The following is a 22,554-nucleotide window of genomic DNA, read 5'->3' as shown; positions in this document are numbered from 1 at the left end:
TCACATACTCACCTGGACCGTACGTCCGCTGTGGCAGACTCGTCGGTATGGACGGTAGTCAGGTGACCAGGGCGGTGCGCGCGGCGGTGTTCGCCGCGCTCGTCGTGCTGTTCGCCGCCCTCGGCCAGGTCGTGCTGACCGGTCGGCCGCTGCCGGTGTCGGTGGTGGGGCTCGCGGGTCTGGCCGCCTTCCTGGTCGGGTTCGCCTTCGTCGGCTCGGGGTGGGGCTTCGGCCGGATCATCGCGGTCCTGCTGCCCACCCAACTGGCCGTCGGGGTGCTGTTCGACCTCGGCCAGCTCACCTGCACCGTGCCGGGCGGCACCCGGCCGCTGGCCGGATTCGAGCCGCTGGTCTGCTCCGGCGGATCGATCGGCGAGTACCTGCTCAGCCCGGGCAGCACGCCCGCACCGCTGGCGGGGCTGCCGGTGCTGGTCGGCCACCTGTTGGTCGCGCTGCTCGCCTCCTGGGCCCTGTGCCGCAGCGAGGCCGCGCTGACCCGACAGGCCACCACCTCGAGGCTGCTCGGCGAGCTGCTCGCCGGTGTCTGGCGGGTCCTCCGCCTGCCGGTCCCGCGCCCGGCCCGTCCGGTGCTGCGGCAGCCGATCCCCGAGTCGAGTCGGGCCCGGATCCCCGCCGACGACATCCTGCTCAGGCCCGCCCTGCGGCGTGGCCCGCCGGTGTTCGCACCGGCCTGCTGAAGTACTCCTCGCGTAGGCCGTCCGACCGCCCCGGGCCATCCGTGCCCCGGCGTCCAGCCTCCCCCAGGTACCCGCGCGGCTTCCGCGCGCGCAGCGACAGGATTCGACACACCGCATGAGCACCAACCAGCAGAAGCAGTCCGCCACGTCCCGCCTCCGCGAGGAGCGCGCCCGCCAGGTGCAGGCCGAGAAGCGCCGCCGCCGGGTGGTGATCGGCGTCTCCTCGGTGGCCGTCCTGGCCCTGGTCGGCGGCGTGGCCTTCGCCGTGGGCGGCAGCGGCAGCAGCAGCTCAGGTACGCCCGCCGGCGCGGCCGCCGGTCCGCTCGTGGTCCCGGCGAACGCCTCCGGCCCCGACGGCACCCTGGTCACGTACGGCAAGGCCGACGCCCCGCACACCCTCAAGGTCTACGAGGACTTCCGCTGCCCGGTCTGCGAGAAGCTGGAGACCGGCGCGGGCGGCACGATGCAGCAGCTCGCCGACGACGGCACCTACAAGATCGAGTACCAGCTCGCCACCTTCCTGGACAACAACCTCGGCGGCAAGGGCTCGAAGACCGCCCTCAACGCGGCCGGTGCCGCGCTGAACGAAGGCGTGGACAAGTTCAAGGCGTTCCACGACGTGCTCTACGCCAACCAGCCCGACGAGCGCAAGGACGGCTTCGGCGACGTCAACACCCTCCTCGACCTGGCCGGTCAGGTGCCCGGGCTGAAGACGGACGCTTTCGTCAAGGCGGTCAAGGAGGGCACCTACCTGCCCTGGGCCGCCAAGGTCTCGGCCGCCTTCGACAACAGCGGCGTCACCGGCACCCCGACCGTGCAGCTGGACGGGAAGCAGCTGAACGTCTTCCCCGGCGGCCAGCCGATCACCGGTGACGCCTTCAAGGCGCTGGTCCAGCAGACCACGGGGGCGAAGTGACCACCCCGGTCCGGGCCGGCAGACGGCTCGGCTGGCTGTTCGTCGTCACGGGGCTGCTCGGTCTCTTCGGCTCGGCGGTCCTGACGCTCGACAAGATCAAGCTGCTGGAGGACCCGTCCTACGTCCCCAGCTGTAGCATCAACCCGATCATCAGCTGCGGCTCGGTGATGCTGAGCGACCAGGCCTCGGTCTTCGGCTTCCCGAACTCGCTGATCGGCCTGGCCGCCTTCGCCGTGGTGACCGCCGTCGGCGCGGGCATCCTGGCCGGTGCGGTGTACGCGCGCTGGTTCTGGCTGGGGCTCCAGCTCGGCACGCTGTTCGGGATCGGCTTCGTGACCTGGCTGATGACCCAGACGCTGTACTCGATCGGCGCGCTCTGCCCGTACTGCATGGTGGTCTGGGCGGCGATGATCCCGCTTTTCTGGTACACCACGCTGCACAACCTCAGGTCCGGCGTGATCCGCGTACCGGGTGCGCTGCGCCCGGTGGTCCGGGAGGCGGCCCGCTACCACTGGGCCGTGCCCGTGCTCTGGTACGCGGTGATCGCGATCCTGATCCTGCAGCGGTTCTGGTACTACTGGCAGACGCTGGTCTGACGCCCCGTACGGCCGGCGGGTCCGACCAACCCCGACTCGCCGGCCGGTCAGCGCGCGAGCACGCGTGGCAGCTGCTCGGCCACCCCGTCCGCGAGCCGCTCAAAGGCCGGGCGCAGGAACGGGCCGGCCAGCTGGGCCAGGCCCTTGAACCGCAGGTTCGCGCGGTAGACGACCACGGCCCGGCCGTCCCACGGCCGGACCGCGATGTCATCGGTCGCGGTCACCGTGCGGTTCTCGCCGACGAACACCAGCCGGTCGCTCTCGTACCGGTCGAGCCGGTACGTCAGCCGGGTGCGGCGGCCCCGGAACCGGGAGACGTTGATCCACCGGGCGCCCCGGGCCACCGGACCTTCGTCGATCCGGGTGCAGCTCTCCGTACCCGGATCCCACTCCGGGGTGTTGCCGAAGTCCGCCAAGTACCGCAGGACTTCGGCGGCGGGCCGGTCGACGGTGATGCTGCGCTCCACACTGACCATCGGACTCTCCTTCCGGTCGCCGCGGCGCACTGCCGACGGTCACCACCCGGCATTCGCAGCCGACCAGCGATCGGATGGGTGCGGTCATCCGGTGAGCAGCTGCTCGATCCGGTCCAGGGCCCCCGCCAGGTCGCGGGGACGCAGGATGCCCGGGGCCGGCCGGGTCCCGGCCCAGCCCGGCCCGGCCGTCAGCACCACCGGGCGGGAGCGGGCACCACGTCCGCCCCAGGTGGTCCCGGCGGCCCGGCGGGCCAGCGCCAGGTCGGCGGTGGGCCGGGCCTGCGACCAGACCATGACGGCGGTCGGGCCGGTCCGGCGGACCGCCTCCAGCAGCGCGTCGGGCGGGACGGCGGGGCCGAACATCCGGTACGGGAGCTCCCGTACCGCCAGCCCGGCGGCGACCGCCTCCAGCGGGAGGGTGTGCAGCTCGCCGGGCATCCCCGCCAGCAGGACGGACGGCCCCTGCGGCGCCTTCCCGGGCCGGTCGGCGACCCGGCGCAGCGCGGTGGAGACGTGCCAGGAGAGCAGGTGCTCGACCTCGACGTACCGCTCACCCTCAGCCGCCCACTTCCGCCCGGCCGCCCGCAGTGCGGGCACCATCACCTCGGTCCAGGCCGTCACGGGGCCGAGCTCGTCCACCACCTGACGCAGGACCAGGGACACCTCGGCAGTATCGAGCCGTACCGCCGCGCGGGCCAGGCCACGGCACTCCGGCCGGAGCGGCCCGACCGGCAGCGCGTTGCTGCCCCCCGGTGCCGGCCGGTCCGCCGGGGCCTCCTGGTCCGTCCCCTGACGTCCGGCCCCGAGGGCGATCCTGGCGGCCTCGCCCGGCGGCACCCCACGGGCCGTCAGCCGGCACATGGCCTCCAGCACGGCGACGTCGGCCGGGCTCCAGCGCCGGTGGTGGCCGCTCTCCCGCTCGGCCGGCCCGATGCCGTACCGGCGCTCCCAGGAGCGGACGGTGGTCGGCGAGACACCGAGGCGGCGGGCCACCCCGCCGGTGGTGAGGCTGGCCTCGGACAGCGGCGGGGCCGGAGTGAGTTCGGGCACGGGTGGGAGCGTACGGCCGCGCCCGGCCCGCGCGCGGCCCGGCACGCCCGCGCCGATCACCATCGGGCGATCCGTCCCCTGGCAGGACCGGGCCAGCCGGTCATACCGTTCACCTCCTCGGGCGACCCTCCTCCGTCGGCGCCGCGACGAATCACTGCCCGGGCGAGCGCTCGGAGCGCCGGGAGGCGGCCAGGCCCGCCACCGACAGAGCGCCCCAGCCGACCGAGACGGTGAACGCCATCGCGCGGTGCCTGCGGCCGGGCAGCGTGCCGGTCAGCAGCGCCGCGTCGCCGAAGTCCGAGGCGATCCGCAGCAGTGCGGCGGTGCGCAGACTGCGGTCGTCGGGCGCCGTCAGCATGGCCAGTCCGCAGGCCGCGTCGCGCAGCGCCAGCGGCCGCAGGCAGATGGCCGTGGCCTTGGGCACCGAACCGTCCGGCTCGGCCAGTCCGGACGGCCGGGCCAGCAGGCCCGGCCGGACCGCGACGGCCAGGCCGTACAGCGCCGTGGCGGCGCCGACCGCCCTGAGCAGAGGTCGGTGCATCGATGGCTCCTGAGGTGGATGGTGGGTCGCCACGGCCTGTCCGCCGGAGGCGTCAGAACGCGGAGTCGCCGATGGCGGCCCGGCCGCCGGTCTCCGGCTGAGCCGCAGCGTTCGGGTGCCGGGCCCGCCAGTACGGATTGTCGCGCGGCAGTCTGGAACTGACCCGCCCGTACATGCCGAACGTGGCGATGACCAGGCCGGTCACGAAGCTGAAGATCACGTTGGACATCCCGAACGCCAGGTAGTTGGCGCCGGAGTCCAGCAGGGTCAGGTTGACGAAGCCGCTGAGTACGAAGAGGGTGCCGACCACGATGTTGACAGTCGAGGCCGTGTTGCCGCCGATCACCGCCCCGGTGATCAGCACGGCCGCAGTGGCGATCGAGACCAGGCTCAGCAGGCCGTTGCTGGACAGCCCGGCGACGCGCTCGCCGCTGGTGCTGAAGAAGGCCAGCCCGTCGGCCAGGCCGAGGCAGCCGAACACCAGCAGCGCCGCGCCGCACAGTCCGGCGCCGTACCGGTAGACCTGGGCCAGCCGGTGGTCGAGGGGGAGGTCGTCGCGAAGGTCCATGAGCTCACTCCGTTCGGTGCGGGAGTCACTGTTCCTCCACCCTCCGGGCCGAGGGCCGGGGCGACCACTCGCAGCGTTCTCGCATCGGTCCGACGAGAGGTCGAGCTCGGACCGTTGGGATTCGGCGGGGCTGCCCTGGGGCTCCCCCGCCGTCGGTGGTCAGGCCGGCCCGCATCCGGATCAGCCCGTCCCTGGTCCGGGTCTTGACCGTGCCGAGCGGGACGTCGAGCAGCTCGGCGATCTGCGCCTGGGAGTACCCGCCGTAGTACGCCAGGGTGATCGACCGGCGCTGGAGCTCGGTGAGCCCGCGCAGGCAGCGCCTGACCCGCTCCTGCTCCGCCCTGAGCTCGACCTGTTCCACCACCTCGTCGTAGGGCGGCAGGTACGAGGCGGCGGCGACCCGCCGGTCCCGGTCACCGGCCGCCCGGACGGCGCGGACCCGGTCGACGGAACGGCGGTGCGCGATGGTCAGCACCCAGGACATCACCGCCCCGCGCTCCGGCCGGTAGCGGCCGGCACCGCGCCAGAGCTCCAGCATCACGTCCTGGGTCACCTCCTCGGCCTGCGCGCGGTCCCGCAACACCCGGCAGACCAGGCCGAACACCGGCTTCGCGACCAGGTCGTACAGACGCCCGAACGCCTCCGCGTCACCGAGCGCCACGCGCTGCATCAGCACACCCGGGTCCTCGTCCAGCGCCTCCGCAGCCGGACCGCCCTGGTCGGCGGGGGCGTCGGAGCAGTGCTGTTGCCGTGGTGCTGTCACGTGGCCACCGTGCTCGTCCGGGCTCGGTCCGGCCACTCGCAGCGTTACTGCAGCGTTCTCCCCTCGGTCACCCGGGCAGCTGTCCCCAGTGCCGGGGATCGGCCAGGTCGGCCATCGGGTCGCGGCGGCGGCCCAGCACCTGTTCGGGGGTGAACTCCAGCTCCTCCGGGCGACGACAGTCCCGAACGGCCGTCCAGCTCACCGGGGTGGAGACCATGGGGCGGTCCCCGGCCCGGATCGAGTACGGGGCTACGGTGGTCTTGGCGCTGGTGTTCTGCGACCAGTCGACGAAGACCTTGTTGCGGCGCAGCGACTTGTCCATCCGGTCGACCACCAGCTCCGGGTCCGCCTTCCGCAGCCGCATCGCCAGGTGCCGAGCGTAGCCGGTGGCGAGGTCCTCGGGCGTGGGCCGCAGCGGCACCAGCAGGTGCAGGCCCTTGGAGCCCGAGGTCTTCGCCCAGGCGGTGAGCCCGTCGGCGGCCAGCGCCCGCCGGGCGGCGAGTGCGACCGTGCAGCATTCGACGATCGAGGCACCGGGGCCCGGGTCCAGGTCGATGATCAGGCGGTCGTGCTCGGCCGGGTCCGACTGCCACTGCGGGACGTGCAGTTCGAGGGCACCGAGGTTGGCCGCCCAGACCAGGGTGGGCAGGTCCGCGACCACCACGTGCCGCAGGGTCTCCTCGCGGTGCCGGACGTCCAGCGTGCTGAGCCAGTCCGGCGCTCCGGCCGGCACCCGCTTGGCCCAGAACCGCTGGCCCTGGACGCCTTCGGGGAAGCGCAGGAAGGAGGCGGGCCGCCCGGCCAGGTGCGGCAGCAACCGGGGGGCGATGTTCGCGTAGTAGTGCACGGCGGCGGCCTTGGTCCAGCCGGTCTCGGGGTAGAGCACCTTCTCCAGGTGGGTCAGCCGCAGCCGCCGCCCCTCCACCTCCGTCAACGTCACCTCGGGCATCAGGACCGCCGGGGCGTACGCCGGGTGTCGGCCCAGGTGATCAGCTGCTTCGCGGTCCACGTGGTGACGATCCGTTCGGCGCCGATGCCCGCGGCGGCGGCCCGGGCGCAGCCGTACGGCTGCCAGGCCAGCTGCCCGGGGGCGTGGGCGTCGGTGTCGATCGAGAACAGGCAGCCCGCCTCGGCCGCCAGGGCGATCAAACGGGACGGCGGGTCGCGGCGCTCGGGGCGGCAGTTGATCTCGACGGCGGTGCCGGCCTCGGCGCAGGCGGCGAAGACCCGTTCGGCGTCGAAGCGGGACTCCGGGCGGGGTTTCGCGCCGATCAGCCGCCCGGTGCAGTGGCCCAGGATGTCCATCCGGGGGTTGCGCACCGCGTTCAGCAGCCGCCGGGTCATCAGCAGCGGGTCCATCCGGAGTTTGGAGTGCACCGAGCCGACCACCACGTCCACCCGGTCGAGCAGTTCGTCCTCCTGGTCGAGCGCGCCGTCGTCGAGGATGTCGCACTCGATCCCGGTGAGCAGCTTGAACGGCGCCAGCCGGGTGTTGAGCTCGGCCACCACGTCGAGCTGGCGGCGCAGCCGCTCGGGGCTCAGGCCGTGCGCGACGGTGAGCCGGGGCGAGTGGTCGGTGAGCACCGCCCACCGGTGGCCGAGCTCGATCGCGGTGCGGGCCATGGTCTCGATCGGCACCTGGCCGTCGGACCAGTCGGAGTGCAGGTGGCAGTCGCCGCGGATCGCGGCGAGCAGCTCCTCGCCGCCGGTGGCCAGCGGTTCGTCGGCCCGGCCCTCCAGCTCGGCCAGGTAGGCCGGGGTCCGGCCGCCCACCGCCTCGGCGATCACCTTCGCGGTGACCGGGCCGATCCCCGGCAGCCGGGCGGCCCCGGCGGCCAGCGCGGCCGGATCGGGGTGCTCGGCCAGGTGCGCGCGGGCCGCTGCGGCGGCCTGCCGGAAGGCGCGCACCCGGTACTCGGTCGCGTGCTCGCGCTCCAGCAGGTAGGCGATCCGCTCCAGTGCACGGACGGGGTCCATACGGCTGCTGGTCCCCGGTCCGGCCCGATCGGAAACCGGTTTGAGAACTCATGAACCGGTTTGCCCGGTTTCCGCTGCCCGCACGGGGGCACTCGGTAGGACGGGGGCCGACACCGAGGAGGAGGAACCATGCTGCACTCGGACAGCCATCCCGACGGCATTCCGGCCGCAGACCTGGAGACCGACGTCCTGCTTCACGAGCTGGAGCACCTGCACCGCACCCGCCACGAGACCTTCCTGTACGGCTCCGAGGAGGCCCTCTACCGGCACACCCTGCGCTCCGGGCAGCTGGAGGCCGAGTACCTGCGCCGCTTCCCGTACCGCCATGTCGCGCCGGGCCGGACCAGGACCGGCGCCCGGGCCCGAGAGGCCGCCGCCCGGATCGCCGAGCACCCGGCGTAACCGTCCCCGGAAGGAACGCCATGCCGATCGCGACCGTCAACCCGGCCACCGGGGAGACCCTGGAGACCTTCGACCCGCTCGACCAGGACGCCGTCGAACTGGCCCTGGCCAAGGCCGCCGACGCCTTCCGGACGTACCGCACCACCGGCTTCGAGGAGCGCGCGGAGCTGCTCCGCCGGGCGGCCGTGCTGCTGGACGCCGAGCGGGACCGCATCGCCCGGACGGTGACCACCGAGATGGGCAAGCCGCTGGCCCAGGCCGAGGCGGAGGCGGCCAAGTCCGCCAAGGCCCTCCGCTGGTACGCCGACCACGGTGCCGCCCTGATCGCCGACGAGTACCCGCCGGACGCTGACGTGGCGGACTCCGGGGCCGAGCTGGCCTACGTCAGGTACCGCCCGCTCGGCGTCGTGCTGGCGGTGATGCCGTGGAACTTCCCGCTCTGGCAGGTGGTCCGGTTCCTGGCGCCCGCCCTGATGGCGGGGAACGTGGCGCTGCTCAAACACGCCTCCAACGTGCCGCGCACCTCGCTCGCGCTGGCCGACCTGTTCCACCGGGCCGGGGCGGCCGAGGGCTGCTTCCAGTCGCTGCTGGTCGGCTCGGACGTCGTGCCGCAGCTGATCCAGGACCCCAGGGTGGCGGCCGTGACGCTGACCGGCAGCGAGGGCGCGGGCCGGTCGGTCGGCGCGGCGGCCGGGGAGGCGCTCAAGAAGAGCGTGCTGGAACTCGGCGGCAGCGACCCGTTCCTGGTCATGCCGAGCGCCGATCTACCGGCGGCGGTGAGCACCGCCGTCCGGGCCCGGATCCAGAACAACGGCCAGTCCTGCATCGCCGCCAAGCGCTTCATCGTGCACCAGGACGTCTACCCGCGGTTCGCTTCGGCCTTCGCGGAGGCGATGCGGGCGCTGCGGCTCGGTGACCCGATGGAGCCGACCACCGAACTCGGCCCGCTGGCGACCCGTCAGGGCCGGGACGACCTGGCCGAGCTGGTCTCCGACGCCCTCGCGCACGGCGCCACGGCCGAGACCGGCGGCACCCACGCGGCCCTGCCGTCCACCGGCTGGTACTACCCGCCGACGGTGCTCACCGACGTCACGCCGGAGATGCGGGTGCACCGCGAGGAGACCTTCGGCCCGGTCGCGGTGCTGTATCGGGTGCGCGACCTGGACGAGGCGATCGGGCTCGCCAACGCGACGCCGTACGGCCTGAGTTCGAACGTCTGGACCAATGAACCGACCGAACGTGACCGGTGCCTGCGGGAGTTGGAGGCGGGCGGTGTCTTCTTCAACGGGATGACCGCCTCACACCCCGCCCTGCCGTTCGGCGGCGTGAAGCACTCGGGGTACGGCCGCGAGCTGGCCGGCCACGGCATCCGGGAGTTCTGCAACGTCACCACCGTCTGGCAGGGCAAGTCCTGATCAGGAGACCGCCTTCAGCCTGCGCTTGCCGCTCGCTGGGGCGATCGCCTGCTCCACGGCCTGCTGCAGCTCGTCCCGGGTCATCGTGGACCGGTGCGGGATCTTCAACTCGGTGGCCTTCTCGTAGAGTCGGGCCTTGGTGAGGCCGTCGAGATCCTGCTCCTTCTTCTCCTTGGCCTTGCCGCCCTTGCCCTTCGCCCCGCCGCTCGCCGCCTCCATGCTCCGGTTCAGCGCGTCCATCAGGTCGACCACGTTGGTGGCGGTCACCGTGGTCTCCGGGCGGACGATCTCCTTGCCCTCCACCTTGGCCTCCACCAGCTCACGCACCCGGTCCTCGTACTCGTCCCGGTACGCCTTCGGGTCCCAGTCCATCGCGAGCATCTCGACCAGCTGCTTGGCCGCCTTCAACTCCCGCTCCTGGACGGTGACTTCGGCCTCGGGCAGGTTGTCCACCTCCTGGTGCGGATCGCGGACCTCGTCGGCGAAGTGCATGGTGTGCAGGGTCAGGGTGTCGCCCTCGGTGTGCACGGCGGTCAGGTACTCCCGGCCGCGCATCGAGAACTTGGCGATCCCGGCCTTGCCGGTGCGGGCCAGCGCCTCCCGGAGCAGCGCGTAGACCTTGGTGTACTCCTTGCCCTTGGGGCCCAGGTAGTAGGTCTTGTCGAACAGGATCGGCTCCACCTCGCCCAGGTCGACGAAGCCGATGATCTCGATCGTGCGGGACCGCCCCGGCGCGAGCTCGTCCAACTCGTGCGGCTCGATCACCACGTACTCGCCCTCGGACAGCTCGTAGCCCTTCACCACGTCGGAGTACTCCACCTCCTCCCCGGTGCGCTCGTTCACCCGCTGGTTGCGCACCCGGTCGGAGGTGCCGCGCTGGAGTTGGCGGAACCGCACCGAGTGGTCCTCGGTGGCCGAGTACAGCGCCACCGGCACCGTGACCAGCCCGAAGCTCAACGTCCCCGACCACATCGCCCTGGCCATCACGGGCCTCCTCAGCACGTACCGGCCCCCTCACCTCCAGCTTCGCCGCCGAAGGGCCCGACGCCCACCCGGGTGTGCCGACCGAGTGCGGCGAGGAAGGCGGAGGTCAGCGGATCGGGGTCCGGGCGGCAGTACGCGGCCAGGGTGCGGCGCACCGGGGGCTCGGGGCGGAGCACTCGGCCGTCGAAACCCGGCGGCAGCACGTCGGCCGGCACCAGCGCGGGGCCGAGCCCGGCGGCGGCGAGCAGCGGGGCGGCCGCGGTCTGCTCGGTCCTGACGGCCGCCCGGGGCCGGAAGCCGGCCGCGCCGCAGGCCCGGTCGAGCAGCTCGGCGAGCCCGTTGCCCGGCGCGTAGTGCACCCAGTCCCGGTCGGCGAAGTCGGCGAGTGCCGCACTGTCCCGACCGGCGGCCACCGGATCGTCCTCGGCCACCACGAGGACGAACTCCTCGACCCCGAGCTCCCGGACCGGGCCGTCCCAGGTCTCCGGCACCGGACCGATCGCCAGATCGGCCCGGCCGTCGGCCATCGCGGCCGTCAGCGCCTCGGTGTGCGCGAACTCCAGCAGCCGGACCCTGGCCTCGGGATGCCGCTCGCGCCAGGCGCGCAGCACCGGCGGCAGCACGCCGAGCGTGACGGAGTACACCACCGCCAACTGGACCTCGCCGCCGTCGAGCCCGGCGGCCCGACGGGCGGCCGACCTGGCCCGGTCCGCCTCGGCCAGCGCGGCCCTGGCGTGCGGCAGCATCGCCCGGCCCATCGGCGTGAGCCGTACGGCGCGCGGCAGCCGCTCCAGCAGTCGACCGCCGGCGTCCCGCTCCAGGGCCTGCACCTGGTGCGACAGGGCGGGCTGCGAGACGTGCAGCAGCTCGGCCGCGCGGGTGAAGGAGCCGGTCTCGACGACGGTGACCAGGTACTCGAGCTGCCGCAGGGTTGCCATGCACCCAGTCTATGGCTGGGAGAGAAACCATGTCTTGGACGAATGACAGCAGGTGGAGGCAGGCTCATTGGCATCACCCCGCACGGACAAGGACACAGCTCATGAGCAAGGACACTCTCGACGGACGCCGCCTGGTCGTGGTCGGCGCCGGCTCGAACATCGGGCGCGAGCTCGCCATCACCGCCTCGGCCGCCGGTGCCGACCTGGTCCTGGCCGGCCCGGACGCCGCCAAGCTGGAGGCCACCGCCGCCGAACTGGCAGGCCCGGCCCTGGTCCAGCCGATCGACCTGACCGACGAGGGCTCGATCGCCGCGCTGGCGAAGCGGGTCGGCCCGTTCGACCACCTGGTGTCCACCGCCGCCATGCCCGCCAACGGCCCGGTCGCCACCCTCGAACTGGCCGCCGTGGAGCGGGCGTTCGCGGCCAAGGTGATCGGCCCGCTGCTGCTCGCCAAGCACCTGGCCGGCCAGGTGAACGCCGGTGGCTCGTTCACCTTCTTCTCCGGCGTGGCCGCCTGGCGCCCTGCCCCGGAGCGGGTCGTGATGGCCACCACCAACGGTGCGCTGGCCTTCCTGGTCGAGGCGCTCGCGGTCGAGCTGGCACCCGTCCGGGTGAACGCGGTCTCGCCCGGAATCGTCGACTCGGGCGCCTGGGACGGCCTCGCCGAGCGCAAGGACGCCTTCCTGCGCGGCGTCGCCGAACGCAACCCCGCCCGCCGGGTCGGCGCACCGGACGACCTGGTCCAGGCCGTGCTGTACGCGCTCGGCAACCCCTTCGTCACCGGCACCGTGCTGCACGTGGACGGCGGTCACCGGCTCGTCTGAGCTACCGTCCGCCGCTCTCCCGGAGCACCCTGGAGGGGTGACTCTGCAACAGTTCAGTCCCATGCTGGCCACCCCGAGCGAGCGCCGGACGTTCGGTCCCGGCTGGCTGCTGGAGCGCAAGCTCGACGGCATCCGGGCGCTCGCCTACCGCGACGGCGACGACATCAGGCTGCTCTCCCGGAACGGCAAGTCGCTGGAGGCGGGCTACCCGGAGCTGGTCGAGGCCCTGGCCGCCCAGCCGGTCCGCCGGTTCGTGCTGGACGGCGAGATCGTCGCCCTGGACCACGGGCGGACCAGCTTCGAGCTGCTCCAGCGCCGGATGCAGCTGCACGACCCGGTCCGGGCCCGGGCCAGCGGGGTGACGGTCACCTACTACCTGTTCGACCTGCTCCAGCTGGAGAACTACGACACCACCGGGCTGCCGCTGCGCGAGCGCAAGGCGGTGCTGCGCCGGGCGGTGCACTACGGCGGGCCCCTGCGCTACACCCTGCACCGGGAGGTCGAGGGGCCGGTGCCGCTCGCGGACGCCTGCGCCCGTGGCTGGGAGGGACTGATCGCCAAGCGCGCGGACGGACGGTACCTCCAGCGCCGTTCCCCCGACTGGCTCAAGCTCAAGTGCTCGGCCGCCCAGGAGCTGGTGGTCGGCGGATTCACCGACCCTGCGGGCGCCAGGTCCGGCTTCGGCGCGCTGCTGCTCGGTCACTACGAGGGCCCGCTGCTGCGCTACGCGGGCAAGGTCGGCACCGGTTTCGACACCGCCACCCTGGTGCGTCTGCGGGCCCGGCTGGACGAACTGGCCCGGCCGGTCTCCCCGTTCGCCGACAGTGTCCCCGAACGACACCCGCACTGGGTCGCCCCGGAGCTGGTCGCCCAGCTCGCCTTCACGGGCTGGACCAGGGACGGCCGGCTCCGCCACCCCCGCTTCCTGGGCCTGCGCGAGGACAAGCCGGCCCGCGAGGTGATCCGCGAACACGCCGGTGGCTGATCCACCGGTCGGCCCTGGTCGCCCTGCTGGTCCGGGCGCGACCGAGCAACACTTGAGGCATGAACGACATCTTCCACCCGCCCGTCGTGGTCCGGGCCCCCAGCAGGGGCGCCCGGCCGTACCGGCGGGTGGAGATCTACGGACGACTGGTCGGCAAAGCCGTCAACGAGCAGGACGTGGCCGAGTTCGTCCGCCGGGCCGGCGTGGACGACCCCGACCTGGACGACCCCGACCTGGTGGCCTGGATCGGCGGCGACCGGACGGTGTGGGCGGCCGAGTAGCGAGCGGGCGCGGTCGGTGTTCGAGTAGGAGACGGCCGTCGCGGGCCGACCGCCGGCCGGCCGGTACGCGAGTACCCCAAGGAGGCCCTTCCCCATGTCCGAAGCAAGCGTCCCCCACACCACGAACAACGCCGGCGTCCCGGTCGAGAGCGACTCGGATTCGCTGACCGCGGGGCCGGTCGGCCCGATCCTGCTGCACGACCACTACCTGATCGAGAAGATGGCCCAGTTCAACCGCGAACGGGTGCCCGAGCGGGTGGTGCACGCCAAGGGCGGCGGTGCCTACGGCTTCTTCCAGGTCACCCAGGACGTCAGCCGGTTCACCAAGGCGGACCTGTTCCAGCCCGGAAAGAAGACCGAGATGCTGGCCCGGTTCTCCACCGTGGCAGGCGAGTTGGGCACCCCCGACAGCTGGCGCGACCCGCGCGGGTTCGCGCTGAAGTTCTACACCGAGCAGGGCAACTACGACCTGGTCGGCAACAACACCCCGATCTTCTTCGTCCGGGACCCGATCAAGTTCCAGGACTTCATCCGCTCCCAGAAGCGCCGCCCGGACACCCATCTGCGCGACAACGACATGCAGTGGGACTTCTGGACCCTGTCGCCGGAGTCCGCCCACCAGGTCACCTGGCTGATGGGCGACCGGGGCATCCCGAAGACCTGGCGGCACATGAACGGCTACGGCTCACACACCTACCAGTGGGTGAACGCGGGCGGCGAGCGGTTCTGGGTGAAGTACCACTTCAAGACCGACCAGGGCATCGACTTCCTCACCCAGGCCGAGGCCGACCAATTGGCCGGCGAGGACCCGGACGCCCACCTGCGGGACCTGTACGACTCGATCAAGAAGGGTGAGCACCCGTCCTGGACCCTGTTCGTCCAGGTGATGCCCTTCGACGAGGCGTGGGACTACCGGTTCAACCCCTTCGACCTCACCAAGGTGTGGCCGCACGGCGACTACCCGCTGCACGAGGTCGGGCGGATGACGCTCAACCGGAACCCCGACAACTACCACGTGCACATCGAGCAGGCGGCCTTCGAGCCGTCCAACCTGGTGCCGGGGATCGGCGTCTCGCCGGACAAGATGCTGCTCGGCCGGATCTTCTCCTACCCGGACACCCACCGGTACCGGATCGGCCCCAACTACGCGCAGTTGCCGCCCAACCGGTCCCACGTGCCGGTGCACTCGTACGCCAAGGACGGCCCGATGCGCTTCGACGCCTCGCGCGCCGAGACGCCGTACGCGCCCAACTCGTACGGCGGCCCGGCCGCGCAGCCCGAGCTGTGGGGCGAGCCACTGGGGTGGGACGTGGCGGGGCGGATGGTGCGGGAGGCGTACCCGCTGCACTCGGAGGACGACGACTGGGGGCAGGCCGGGACGATGGTGCGGGAGGTGCTGGACGACGCCGCGCGCGAGCGGCTGGCCTCCAACATCAGCGGGCACCTGAAGAACGGCGTCTCGGCGCCGGTGCTGGCCAGGGCGCTGGAGTACTGGCGCAAGGTCGACAAGGACCTCGGTGACCGGATCGCCGTCCAGGTGATCGGGCAGTAGCGCAGGCGGGCACCGACGGCCGTCCCGGCAGTGGCCGGGGCGGCCGTCGTGCCGCGCGGCACGCGCTGATGAGGGAGACGGCCGTTGACAGGGGCGGGGCGGCGGGCAATGCTAAGCAAGCGCTTAGTCAGCTGCCCGGCTCTCCCGTGAGGACCTCCCTTGAGCGATGACCCCGCCGACCCGCCCGGCCTCGACCTGGCCCGGCTCCGGTACCACCTGGACGCGGCGCTGCCCGGCCTGGTGCGCGGGCCGCTGCGCGCCGAACTCTTCGAGGGCGGCCGGTCGAACCTGACCTACCGGGTCACCGACGGCACCGGCAGCTGGGTGCTCCGGCGGCCGCCGCTCGGGCACGTGCTGGCCACCGCGCACGACATGGCCCGCGAGTACCGGGTACTCGCCGCGCTCGGCCCGACCGCCGTACCGGTCCCCGAGGTGCTGCTGCTGGTCGAGGACCCGGAGGTGCTCGGCGCGCCCTGGTACCTGATGGAGCACGTCGCGGGCGTACCGCACCGGGACCCCGCGGTGCTGGCCGCGCTCGGCGAGCAGCGGGTGCACGGGCTCGGCCTGCGCCTGGTGGACACCCTGGTGGCGCTGCACGCGGTGGACCCGGCGGCCGTCGGGCTGGCGGACTTCGGCCGCCCCGAGGGCTTCCTCGGACGCCAGCTCCGGCGCTGGGAGCGGCAGTTGGAGGCGTCCAGGAGCCGCGAGGTGCCCGGCATCGCCGAGCTGCGGCAGACCCTCGGCGAGACCCTGCCGGTCTCCCCCGCCCCGGCCCTCGTGCACGGCGACTACCGCCTGGACAACGTGCTGGTCGGCCCGGACGACGGGATCACCGCCGTACTGGACTGGGAGATGTCCACCCTCGGCGACCCGCTCACCGACCTCGGGCTGCTGGTGATGTACACCGAACTGGCCCGCCGGTACGACGGGATACTCCCCGGCGCCGCCCTCGCCCCCGGCTTCCCCGGCACCGCCGAGCTGGTCGGCCGCTACGCCGAGCGCTCGGGGCGGGACGTCTCGACGCTGGGCTGGTACGTCGGCTTCGCCTCGTTCAAGCTCGCGGTGGTGCTGGAGGGCATCCACTACCGGTACGCCCAGGGCCGGACGGTCGGCCAGGGATTCGACCGGGTGGGTGAACTCGTGCCGCTCTTCGTACAGTTCGGCCTGACCTCGCTGAAGGAGCACTGACCGTGGACTTCTCCTACGACGCACGGACCGAGGAGCTGCGCGGGCAGCTGCTGGCCTTCCTGGACGAGGCGGTGTACCCGGCCGAACCGGTACTGGCCGCCCAACTCGCCGACCCGGCCCGGCCGGAGTGGTCGATCCCGCCGGTGGTAAAGGAGTTGCAGGCGCAGGCACGCGCGCGGGGACTGTGGAACCTCTTCTTTCAAGACAAGCACAGCCTCCCCGGCGAGCTCGGCGCGGGTCTGACCAACCTGCAGTACGCGCCGCTGGCCGAACTCACCGGCCGTTCGGTCCTGTTGGCCCCGGCCGCGCTCAACTGCGCCGCGCCGGACACCGGGAACATGGAGCTGCTGGCCCAGTTCGGCGACGAGGCCCAGCGCAAGCAGTGGCTGGAGCCGCTGCTGAACGCCGAGATCCGGTCCGCCTTCGCGATGACCGAGCCGGAGGTGGCCTCCTCGGACGCCACCAACATCACCACCAGGATCGAGCGGGACGGCGACGACTACCTGGTCACCGGCCGCAAGTGGTACATCTCCGGGGCGATGAACCCGGACTGCAAGCTCCTGATCGTGATGGGCAAGACCGACCCGGGCGCCGAACCGCGCCGCCAGCAGAGCATGATCCTGGTGCCGCGCGACACACCGGGGGTGACCGTCCGCCGCGGTATGACCGTGTTCGGGTACGGCGACGCGGACCACGGCGGGCACGCCGAGATCCTGTTCGAGAACGTCCGGGTGCCGGCCACCAACCTGATCGGCCCGGAGGGCTCCGGCTTCGCGATCGCCCAGGCCCGGCTGGGCCCGGGGCGGATCCACCACTGCATGCGGGCGATCGGCGTCGCCGAGCGGGCCCTGGAGCTGATGTGCCGCCGGGTCACCGAACGGGTTGCCTTCGGACGGCCGTTGGCCGACCAGGGGGTGGTCCAGGAGTGGATCGCCGAGTCCCGGGTGCGGATCGAGCAGGCCCGGCTGCTGGTGCTCAAGACCGCCTGGCTGATGGACACCGTCGGCAACCGGGGCGCCCACACCGAGATCCAGGCGATCAAGATCGCGGTGCCCGCGATGACTGAGTGGGTGCTCGACAAGGCTGTCCAGGCGCACGGCGCGGCCGGGGTCAGCCAGGACACCCCGCTGGCCCAACTCTGGGCAGGGAACCGGACCTTGCGACTGGCGGACGGCCCGGACGAGGTGCACAGGCGGTCGCTGGCCCGCCGCGAGCTCAAGCGCTACCGGGAGGCGTGAGATGGACGTCCGGGAACTCACCCGCGCACTGCTCGCCGAGCACGACCCGGCCGGCACCGACCGACTCGACTTCCTGCGGGCCCGGTTCGACGCCGGGCTGGCCTGGGTGCACTTTCCGCCCGGCCTCGGCGGCCTCGGGCTGCCGCGCTCCGAACAGGCGGTGGTCGAAGCCGAGTTGGCGGCCGCCGGAGCGCCCGACAACGAACCGCGCCGGATCGGCATCGGCCTCGGGATGGCCGCGCCGACCATCCTGCGGTACGGCACCGATCAGCAGAAGCAGCGCTTCCTCCGCCCGCTGTGGACCGGCGAGGAGGTCTGGTGCCAGCTGTTCAGCGAGCCCGGCGCCGGCTCCGACCTGGCCGCGCTCGGCACCCGGGCGGTCCGGGACGGCGACGACTGGGTGGTGGACGGCCAGAAGGTGTGGACCTCCATCGCGCACACCGCCCGCTGGGCCATCCTGATCGCCCGGACCGACCCGGACGTACCCAAGCACCGGGGCATCAGCTACTTCGTCTGCGACATGACCGATCCGGGGGTCGAGGTCCGGCCGCTGCGCCAACTCACCGGTGAGGCCGAGTTCAACGAGGTGTTCCTGACCGGCGTGCGGATTCCCGACGCACACCGGATCGGCGCCGTCGGCGAGGGCTGGCAGGTCGCCCAGACCACCCTGAACAACGAACGGGTGGCGATCGGCGGACAGGCGACCCCGCGCGAGGGCGGCATGATCGGCGTGGTCGCCGACACCTGGCGGGCCAGGCCCGAACTGCGGAGCCACGAGCTGCACCAACGACTGCTCAGGAGCTGGCTGGACGCCGAGGTGATCCGGCTGACCGGCGAGCGGCTCCGGCAGCAGCTGACCTCCGGTCAGCCCGGCCCCGAGGGCGCGGCGATGAAGCTCGCCTTCGCCCGGCTGGCCCAGGAACTCAGCGGCCTGGAGGTCGAGTTGCTGGGCGAGCAGGGCCTCGCCTATGACGACTGGACGATGACCAGGCCCGAGGTGGTGGACTTCACCGGCCGCGAGGCCGGCTACCGCTACCTACGCGCCAAGGGGAACTCGATCGAGGGCGGCAGCTCCGAGATCCTGCGCAACGTGATCGCCGAACGGGTGCTCGGCCTGCCCCCCGAGCCCCGCACCGACAAGGACCTGCCGTGGAAGGAGCTGCCCCGATGAGCGACCTGCTCTACTCGGAGATCGAGGAGGAACTCCGGTCCAGCGTCCGGGGCCTGCTCACCGACCGCTGCCCGCCCTCGGCGATCCTGGCCCGCTGCGAGGGCCCGGAACCGTACGACCTGCCGCTCTGGCACAGCCTCGCCGTCGGTCTCGGCGTCGCCGGGCTCCAGGTGCCGGAGGCGCTGGGCGGTGCCGGCGCCTCGGTGCGGGAGGTGGCGGTGGTGCTGGAGGAGTTGGGGCGTTCGGTGGCGCCGGTGCCGTACTTCGGCAGCTCGGTGCTCGGGCTGACCGCGCTGCTCGCCTGCGAGGACCGCGAGCTGCTGACCGCCGTCGCCTCCGGTGAACGGACCGCCACGTTGGCGGTGCCGTTCTCCACCGCCCCCGGCGGACCGCTGCCGGAGGTCTCGGTCGGTCCCGGCGGCACGCTCACCGGGCGGATCACCTCGGTGGCGGACGCGCTCCCGGCCGACGTCCTGCTGGTCCCGGCCGACGGCGGCCTGTACGCCGTCGAGAGCACCACCGTCACCCGCAGGACCTCACTCGACCTCACCCGTCAGCTCGCCGACGTGACCCTCGAGTGCACGCCCTCCCGGCGGGTGGCAGACCACGACCAGCCGGTCCGCCAGGCGCTGCTGACCGGTGCCGGGCTGCTCGCCTCGGAACAGCTCGGCCTCGCCGAGTGGTGTCTGACCACCACGGTCGGCTATCTGAAGGAGCGTCGGCAGTTCGGCCGCCAGGTCGGCTCCTTCCAGGCACTCAAACACCGCCTGGCCGACCTCTGGCTGGAGACCGTCGGCGGCAGGGCGGTGGCCCGCTACGCCGCCGACTCGCTCGCCACCGACAGCCCGGACACCGCCATCGCGGTGGCCGTCGCCCAGGCCCACTGCGGCGCACTCGCCGTCCGGGCCGCTGAGGAGTGCGTCCAGCTGCACGGCGGCATCGGCATGACCTGGGAACACCCGGCCCACCTCTACCTCAAGCGCGCCAAGGCCGACCAACTCGCCCTCGGCACCCCCGGCCACCACCGCAACTCCCTGACCACCCTGGCGGATCTGCCGGTCCCGTCACCCTGAGCACCGGCCGCCGACAGGCGTGAGCGGGAGAACTCGCAGGTGAACGATAGGGTCACCCGCGAGCGGTCCCGGCGCGCAGGCCAACCAGCCGGCGGCAGGGGAGGCCGGATGAGCAGCTGGCGGTGGTTCGAACGGCAAGAGGGCGCGCTCGACTACTGGGAGATCCGTCGGGAGGGGATCCGCTGCTTCCTGCGCTGGGGCTCCGACCGAACCCCGGGCAAGGCGAGCACGACGACGCTCGCCGACACCGAGGTGGAGCCGCCCCGCGACGCGGCGGACGGTCTCCCTGTCCCGCCGTCGACCTGCGTTCGACATCCAGCCGTCGTTCCTCCGACCGTCCTCGAATTTCGAGTTCCCCCGGCCGGCCGACGTCCGGCAGCTCATGGAGACCCTGCCGACGGCATCGCCACAGAGCTGGCTGGAGGTCCGGTCCTTCCGGGGCGAGACGATGCGCCTCGGACCCGACACGGCGATGTCCTTCGCTGACGTGTTCCCCTTCCTGACCACCTGAAGAACCGGCCTGGCTGCCCTTTGCCGCAGGCCAACAGACCGCAGCAGGTGCACCCTCCGGGTCACGGCACCAGGGGCCGTGCGACCGGTCAACCGGTACGTGGCTGATACACGACTGCGCGCCGGCGGAAGCCGCGCTACGACCAGGCCGAAGCGCCGGTCTCGGAGCCTGTAGGCACACCCGGTGACCACCGCCACCGGGGGTCCTTGTCCCTTTAGCTCCGGGAGGCAGCCGCCGTGTCGGTTCCCACGCAACCTGAAGACCGAGACCCGAACGCCGCGCCCGGCCGGCCCCCGTTGTCCCGCCGCAGGGCGTTGTGGGCCTTGGCCGTCGTCCTGCTCGCGGGCGCCGGCGGTGGCACGCTGGCCGCCCAGCAGGACGGGACGGGCGACGACGTCCGGGCGGCCGGGGCGGTGGTGCTGCCGGGGCCCGCAGCCGTCGCCGCTCTCGGTCTCCCGTGGCCGCTGGAGGGACAGTCGGCCGTCGCTGTGGCGAAGGTCGGCGTACTGGGTGTCACAGGACCGCAGCAGCCGGTACCGATCGCAAGCGTCACCAAGGTGATGACGGCGTACGTCGTGCTCAGGGACCACCCCCTCAAGGACGGCGAGGACGGGCCGACGATCACGGTCGACGGGAAGGCCGCAGCCGAGGCGGGTTCGGCGGAGGAGTCCACCGCTCCCGTCACCGCCGGGCAGCGACTCAGCCAGCGCAAGTTGCTGGAGGTGATGCTGCTCCCGTCCGCCAACAACGTGGCCCGGCTGCTGGCCCGGTGGGACGCGGGCAGCGAGGAGGCGTTCGTGTCCCGGATGAACGCGGAGGCCGCCCGACTGGGAATGACCGTCACCACCTACACCGGGGCCAGCGGCCTCGAGGCCACGACCGTGTCCACCGCCGCCGACCAGCTCAAACTCGCCCGCGAGGCGATGAAGGACCCGGCGCTGCGGGCCACCGTGGCCCTGCGTGACACCACGCTCCCGGGCCGCGCCGCACCGCTGCGCAACACCAACACGCTGCTCGACCGGCCCGGGGTGGTGGGTCTGAAGACCGGTTCGACCACATCGGCGGGCGGGAACCTGATGTGGGCACTGGAGGTCACCGACGGCAGGAGCGGCTCGGGGCGCCGGCTCGTCTACGGTGTGGTGCTCGGCCAGCGCGCCGGAACCACTCCCGCCGACGGCCTGCGGGCGGCGCTGGAGAGCAGTGGCCGGCTCGTCGACGCCCTGCGGCAGAAGCTGCCCGGCATCCTGCCGGCACTCGACGGCGGCCAGCGGGAGTGGGCGTGAGCGCGGGCGCCGGTACATCTCCGGCGACACCCCCGGCCGTTGGCGCCGCCGCGGCGGCCACCGGGCCGGGGACCGACGGCGGCCACAGACTCCGTCGCCGAACGGTTCGCCACCAGGTCGTTCGCCGTCGCTCCCGTCGGGCCGCAGGGCGGCGCGGGCAGCTGGTCGCGGGGGCCGCCGCTCTGTACACCGCTCTGATCGCGCTGAGCCCCTGGCTGCCGAACGGCCCGGTCAACCTGGCCAGCCTCTGGCAGACCGTACTGCCCTGGTCCGGCCTGGGCGTCGCGGCCCTGCTCCTCCTGGCGGCACTGCGGCGCTCCGCCCCGGCAGCGGTAACCGTCCTGCTCCCCGCCCTCGTCTGGACGGTGCTGTTCGCTCCCACCCTCCTCGACAAGCGCACTGCCGGCGGGGACCTCACCGTCGTCAGCCACAACGTGAACGAGGACAACCCCGACCCGCGCCGGACGGCACGTGCCCTGGCCAACTCCGGAGCCGACGTCCTGGCGGTGGAGGAACTGGCAAGCCGGACGCAGGAGACGTACCAGCACGAACTGGCCGCCGGCTACTCCTACTCCCAGGTGCGCGGCGGCATCGGGCTGTGGAGCAAGTACCCGCTCCAGGCAGTGGAGCCGGTGGACATCATGCCCTGGACCCGAGCCCTGCGCGCCACCGTGCAGACCCCCGATGGGCCCGTCGCCCTCTACGTCGCACACCTCGCCTCGGTCCGGGTACGTCTGGACGCAGGATTCACCACGGCCCGGCGCAACGAAGCAGCCGCCAAACTCGCCTCAGCCGTACAGAGCGAGCCGCTTCCAAGGATCGTCGTCCTGGGTGACTTCAACGGTTCCTTCGACGACTCCGCGCTGCACACGCTCACCGGCCCCCTGCGGTCGGCCCAGCAGGAAGCCGGCGACGGCTTCGGCTTCACCTGGCCCGCGCGGCTCCCGGTGGTGCGCATCGACCAGATCCTCGTGAAAGGCATCACCCCGCGCTCCGCGTGGACCCTGCCCGACACCGGTAGCGACCACCTCCCGGTCGCCGCCTCCCTGCGCCTGTGACCACCCCAGCCGCCCGCGCTGCCCCCGGGTGCGACCACCGCGGCGCTGCCCCGGCAGCTACGATCG

At 72.8% G+C, this 22,554-nt stretch carries 23 protein-coding genes and 1 pseudogene; 15 read left to right on the top strand and 9 right to left on the bottom strand.

Translation table 11 applies throughout. The annotated features are described in order from the left end of the window. Nucleotides 1–47 precede the first annotated feature (47 nt). The 3 genes from ACKUU6_RS26440 to ACKUU6_RS26430 all read left to right on the top strand — a co-directional run bounded on the left by ACKUU6_RS26440 (nucleotide 48) and on the right by ACKUU6_RS26430 (nucleotide 2,210). Nucleotides 48–698, top strand: a complete 651-nt coding sequence (locus tag ACKUU6_RS26440; RefSeq protein WP_407991067.1) for a hypothetical protein — start codon at nucleotides 48–50, stop codon at nucleotides 696–698. Nucleotides 699–813: 115 nt separating this feature from the next. Further along, on the top strand, nucleotides 814–1,614 hold the full coding sequence (locus ACKUU6_RS26435; protein ID WP_407991066.1) for a thioredoxin domain-containing protein: 801 nt from the start codon (nucleotides 814–816) through the stop codon (nucleotides 1,612–1,614). Beyond that, nucleotides 1,611–2,210 (top strand): vitamin K epoxide reductase family protein, encoded by a 600-nt coding sequence (locus ACKUU6_RS26430; RefSeq protein WP_407991065.1) that lies wholly within the window; start codon nucleotides 1,611–1,613, stop codon nucleotides 2,208–2,210. Before ACKUU6_RS26435 ends, ACKUU6_RS26430 begins: the two co-directional genes overlap by 4 nt. 47 nt (nucleotides 2,211–2,257) lie before the next feature. On the opposite strand, the gene ACKUU6_RS26425 is transcribed toward ACKUU6_RS26430, so the two are convergent. From ACKUU6_RS26425 to ACKUU6_RS26395, 7 genes and pseudogenes are all read right to left on the bottom strand, one after another. After that, nucleotides 2,258–2,686 (bottom strand): SRPBCC family protein, encoded by a 429-nt coding sequence (locus tag ACKUU6_RS26425; RefSeq protein WP_407991064.1) that lies wholly within the window; start codon nucleotides 2,684–2,686, stop codon nucleotides 2,258–2,260. 84 nt (nucleotides 2,687–2,770) lie between these two features. Continuing rightward, entirely contained in the window at nucleotides 2,771–3,736 is a 966-nt protein-coding gene (locus ACKUU6_RS26420) for a MerR family transcriptional regulator (protein ID WP_407991063.1), read from the bottom strand. 151 nt (nucleotides 3,737–3,887) lie between these two features. Continuing rightward, nucleotides 3,888–4,277 carry a hypothetical protein gene (locus ACKUU6_RS26415; protein WP_407991062.1) on the bottom strand — a complete coding sequence of 130 codons (390 nt, stop codon included), beginning with the start codon at nucleotides 4,275–4,277 and terminating at the stop codon, nucleotides 3,888–3,890. Between the two features lie 52 nt (nucleotides 4,278–4,329). Then, nucleotides 4,330–4,845 (bottom strand): DUF4383 domain-containing protein, encoded by a 516-nt coding sequence (locus ACKUU6_RS26410; protein ID WP_407991061.1) that lies wholly within the window; start codon nucleotides 4,843–4,845, stop codon nucleotides 4,330–4,332. 169 nt (nucleotides 4,846–5,014) lie between these two features. Then, nucleotides 5,015–5,515 (bottom strand): annotated as a pseudogene (gene sigK / locus ACKUU6_RS26405) (ECF RNA polymerase sigma factor SigK); the annotation flags it as partial. A gap of 160 nt (nucleotides 5,516–5,675) precedes the next feature. Continuing rightward, a complete protein-coding gene (ligD, locus tag ACKUU6_RS26400) occupies nucleotides 5,676–6,557 on the bottom strand; it encodes a non-homologous end-joining DNA ligase (RefSeq protein WP_407992246.1) in 882 nt (293 codons plus the stop codon). Then, nucleotides 6,557–7,585, bottom strand: a complete 1,029-nt coding sequence (locus ACKUU6_RS26395) for a PHP domain-containing protein (RefSeq protein ID WP_407991060.1) — start codon at nucleotides 7,583–7,585, stop codon at nucleotides 6,557–6,559. The genes ligD (ACKUU6_RS26400) and ACKUU6_RS26395 overlap by 1 nt, the downstream gene beginning before the upstream one ends. Nucleotides 7,586–7,714: 129 nt before the next feature. Between ACKUU6_RS26395 and ACKUU6_RS26390 the strand changes: the two genes are divergently transcribed. Then, entirely contained in the window at nucleotides 7,715–7,987 is a 273-nt protein-coding gene (locus ACKUU6_RS26390) for a DUF6158 family protein (RefSeq protein ID WP_407991059.1), read from the top strand. A 20-nt stretch (nucleotides 7,988–8,007) separates the two neighbouring features. After that, nucleotides 8,008–9,402: an NADP-dependent succinic semialdehyde dehydrogenase gene (locus ACKUU6_RS26385; RefSeq protein WP_407991058.1), complete on the top strand. Its 1,395-nt coding sequence runs from the start codon at nucleotides 8,008–8,010 to the stop codon at nucleotides 9,400–9,402. Here the strand turns inward: ACKUU6_RS26385 and ACKUU6_RS26380 are convergent, their stop codons facing one another. Together ACKUU6_RS26380 and ACKUU6_RS26375 are read right to left on the bottom strand one after the other, a co-directional pair. After that, nucleotides 9,403–10,386: a Ku protein gene (locus ACKUU6_RS26380; RefSeq protein ID WP_407991057.1), complete on the bottom strand. Its 984-nt coding sequence runs from the start codon at nucleotides 10,384–10,386 to the stop codon at nucleotides 9,403–9,405. Nucleotides 10,387–10,397: 11 nt separating this feature from the next. Then, on the bottom strand, nucleotides 10,398–11,324 hold the full coding sequence (locus ACKUU6_RS26375) for a LysR substrate-binding domain-containing protein (protein ID WP_407991056.1): 927 nt from the start codon (nucleotides 11,322–11,324) through the stop codon (nucleotides 10,398–10,400). Between the two features lie 101 nt (nucleotides 11,325–11,425). Here ACKUU6_RS26375 and ACKUU6_RS26370 point away from each other — a divergent pair, with 101 nt between their 5' ends. The 10 genes from ACKUU6_RS26370 (at nucleotide 11,426) to ACKUU6_RS26325 (ending at nucleotide 22,488) form a co-directional block, all read left to right on the top strand. Continuing rightward, nucleotides 11,426–12,148 carry an SDR family oxidoreductase gene (locus ACKUU6_RS26370; RefSeq protein WP_407991055.1) on the top strand — a complete coding sequence of 241 codons (723 nt, stop codon included), beginning with the start codon at nucleotides 11,426–11,428 and terminating at the stop codon, nucleotides 12,146–12,148. A gap of 61 nt (nucleotides 12,149–12,209) precedes the next feature. After that, a complete protein-coding gene (ligD, locus tag ACKUU6_RS26365; protein ID WP_407992245.1) occupies nucleotides 12,210–13,133 on the top strand; it encodes a non-homologous end-joining DNA ligase in 924 nt (307 codons plus the stop codon). A gap of 59 nt (nucleotides 13,134–13,192) precedes the next feature. After that, entirely contained in the window at nucleotides 13,193–13,414 is a 222-nt protein-coding gene (locus ACKUU6_RS26360; protein ID WP_407991054.1) for a hypothetical protein, read from the top strand. A 94-nt stretch (nucleotides 13,415–13,508) separates the two neighbouring features. Further along, entirely contained in the window at nucleotides 13,509–14,966 is a 1,458-nt protein-coding gene (locus tag ACKUU6_RS26355; RefSeq protein WP_407991053.1) for a catalase, read from the top strand. A 159-nt stretch (nucleotides 14,967–15,125) separates the two neighbouring features. Beyond that, nucleotides 15,126–16,154: a phosphotransferase family protein gene (locus tag ACKUU6_RS26350; protein ID WP_407991052.1), complete on the top strand. Its 1,029-nt coding sequence runs from the start codon at nucleotides 15,126–15,128 to the stop codon at nucleotides 16,152–16,154. A gap of 2 nt (nucleotides 16,155–16,156) precedes the next feature. After that, entirely contained in the window at nucleotides 16,157–17,392 is a 1,236-nt protein-coding gene (locus ACKUU6_RS26345; protein ID WP_407991051.1) for an acyl-CoA dehydrogenase family protein, read from the top strand. Nucleotide 17,393: 1 nt separating this feature from the next. Beyond that, on the top strand, nucleotides 17,394–18,563 hold the full coding sequence (locus tag ACKUU6_RS26340; protein WP_407991050.1) for an acyl-CoA dehydrogenase family protein: 1,170 nt from the start codon (nucleotides 17,394–17,396) through the stop codon (nucleotides 18,561–18,563). Then, nucleotides 18,560–19,636, top strand: coding sequence for an acyl-CoA dehydrogenase family protein (locus ACKUU6_RS26335; protein WP_407991049.1), 1,077 nt, complete (start codon nucleotides 18,560–18,562; stop codon nucleotides 19,634–19,636). Before ACKUU6_RS26340 ends, ACKUU6_RS26335 begins: the two co-directional genes overlap by 4 nt. 834 nt (nucleotides 19,637–20,470) lie before the next feature. Further along, entirely contained in the window at nucleotides 20,471–21,430 is a 960-nt protein-coding gene (locus tag ACKUU6_RS26330; protein ID WP_407991048.1) for a D-alanyl-D-alanine carboxypeptidase family protein, read from the top strand. After that, nucleotides 21,427–22,488 (top strand): endonuclease/exonuclease/phosphatase family protein, encoded by a 1,062-nt coding sequence (locus tag ACKUU6_RS26325; RefSeq protein WP_407991047.1) that lies wholly within the window; start codon nucleotides 21,427–21,429, stop codon nucleotides 22,486–22,488. Before ACKUU6_RS26330 ends, ACKUU6_RS26325 begins: the two co-directional genes overlap by 4 nt. The last annotated feature ends 66 nt before the right edge of the window (nucleotides 22,489–22,554 follow it).

The sequence above is a fragment of the Kitasatospora sp. CMC57 genome (assembly GCF_045866025.2).
Lineage (GTDB): Bacteria > Actinomycetota > Actinomycetes > Streptomycetales > Streptomycetaceae > Kitasatospora.
Note: the sequence above shows the minus strand (reverse complement) of the source record. Positions and strands in the feature narration are given on the sequence as shown.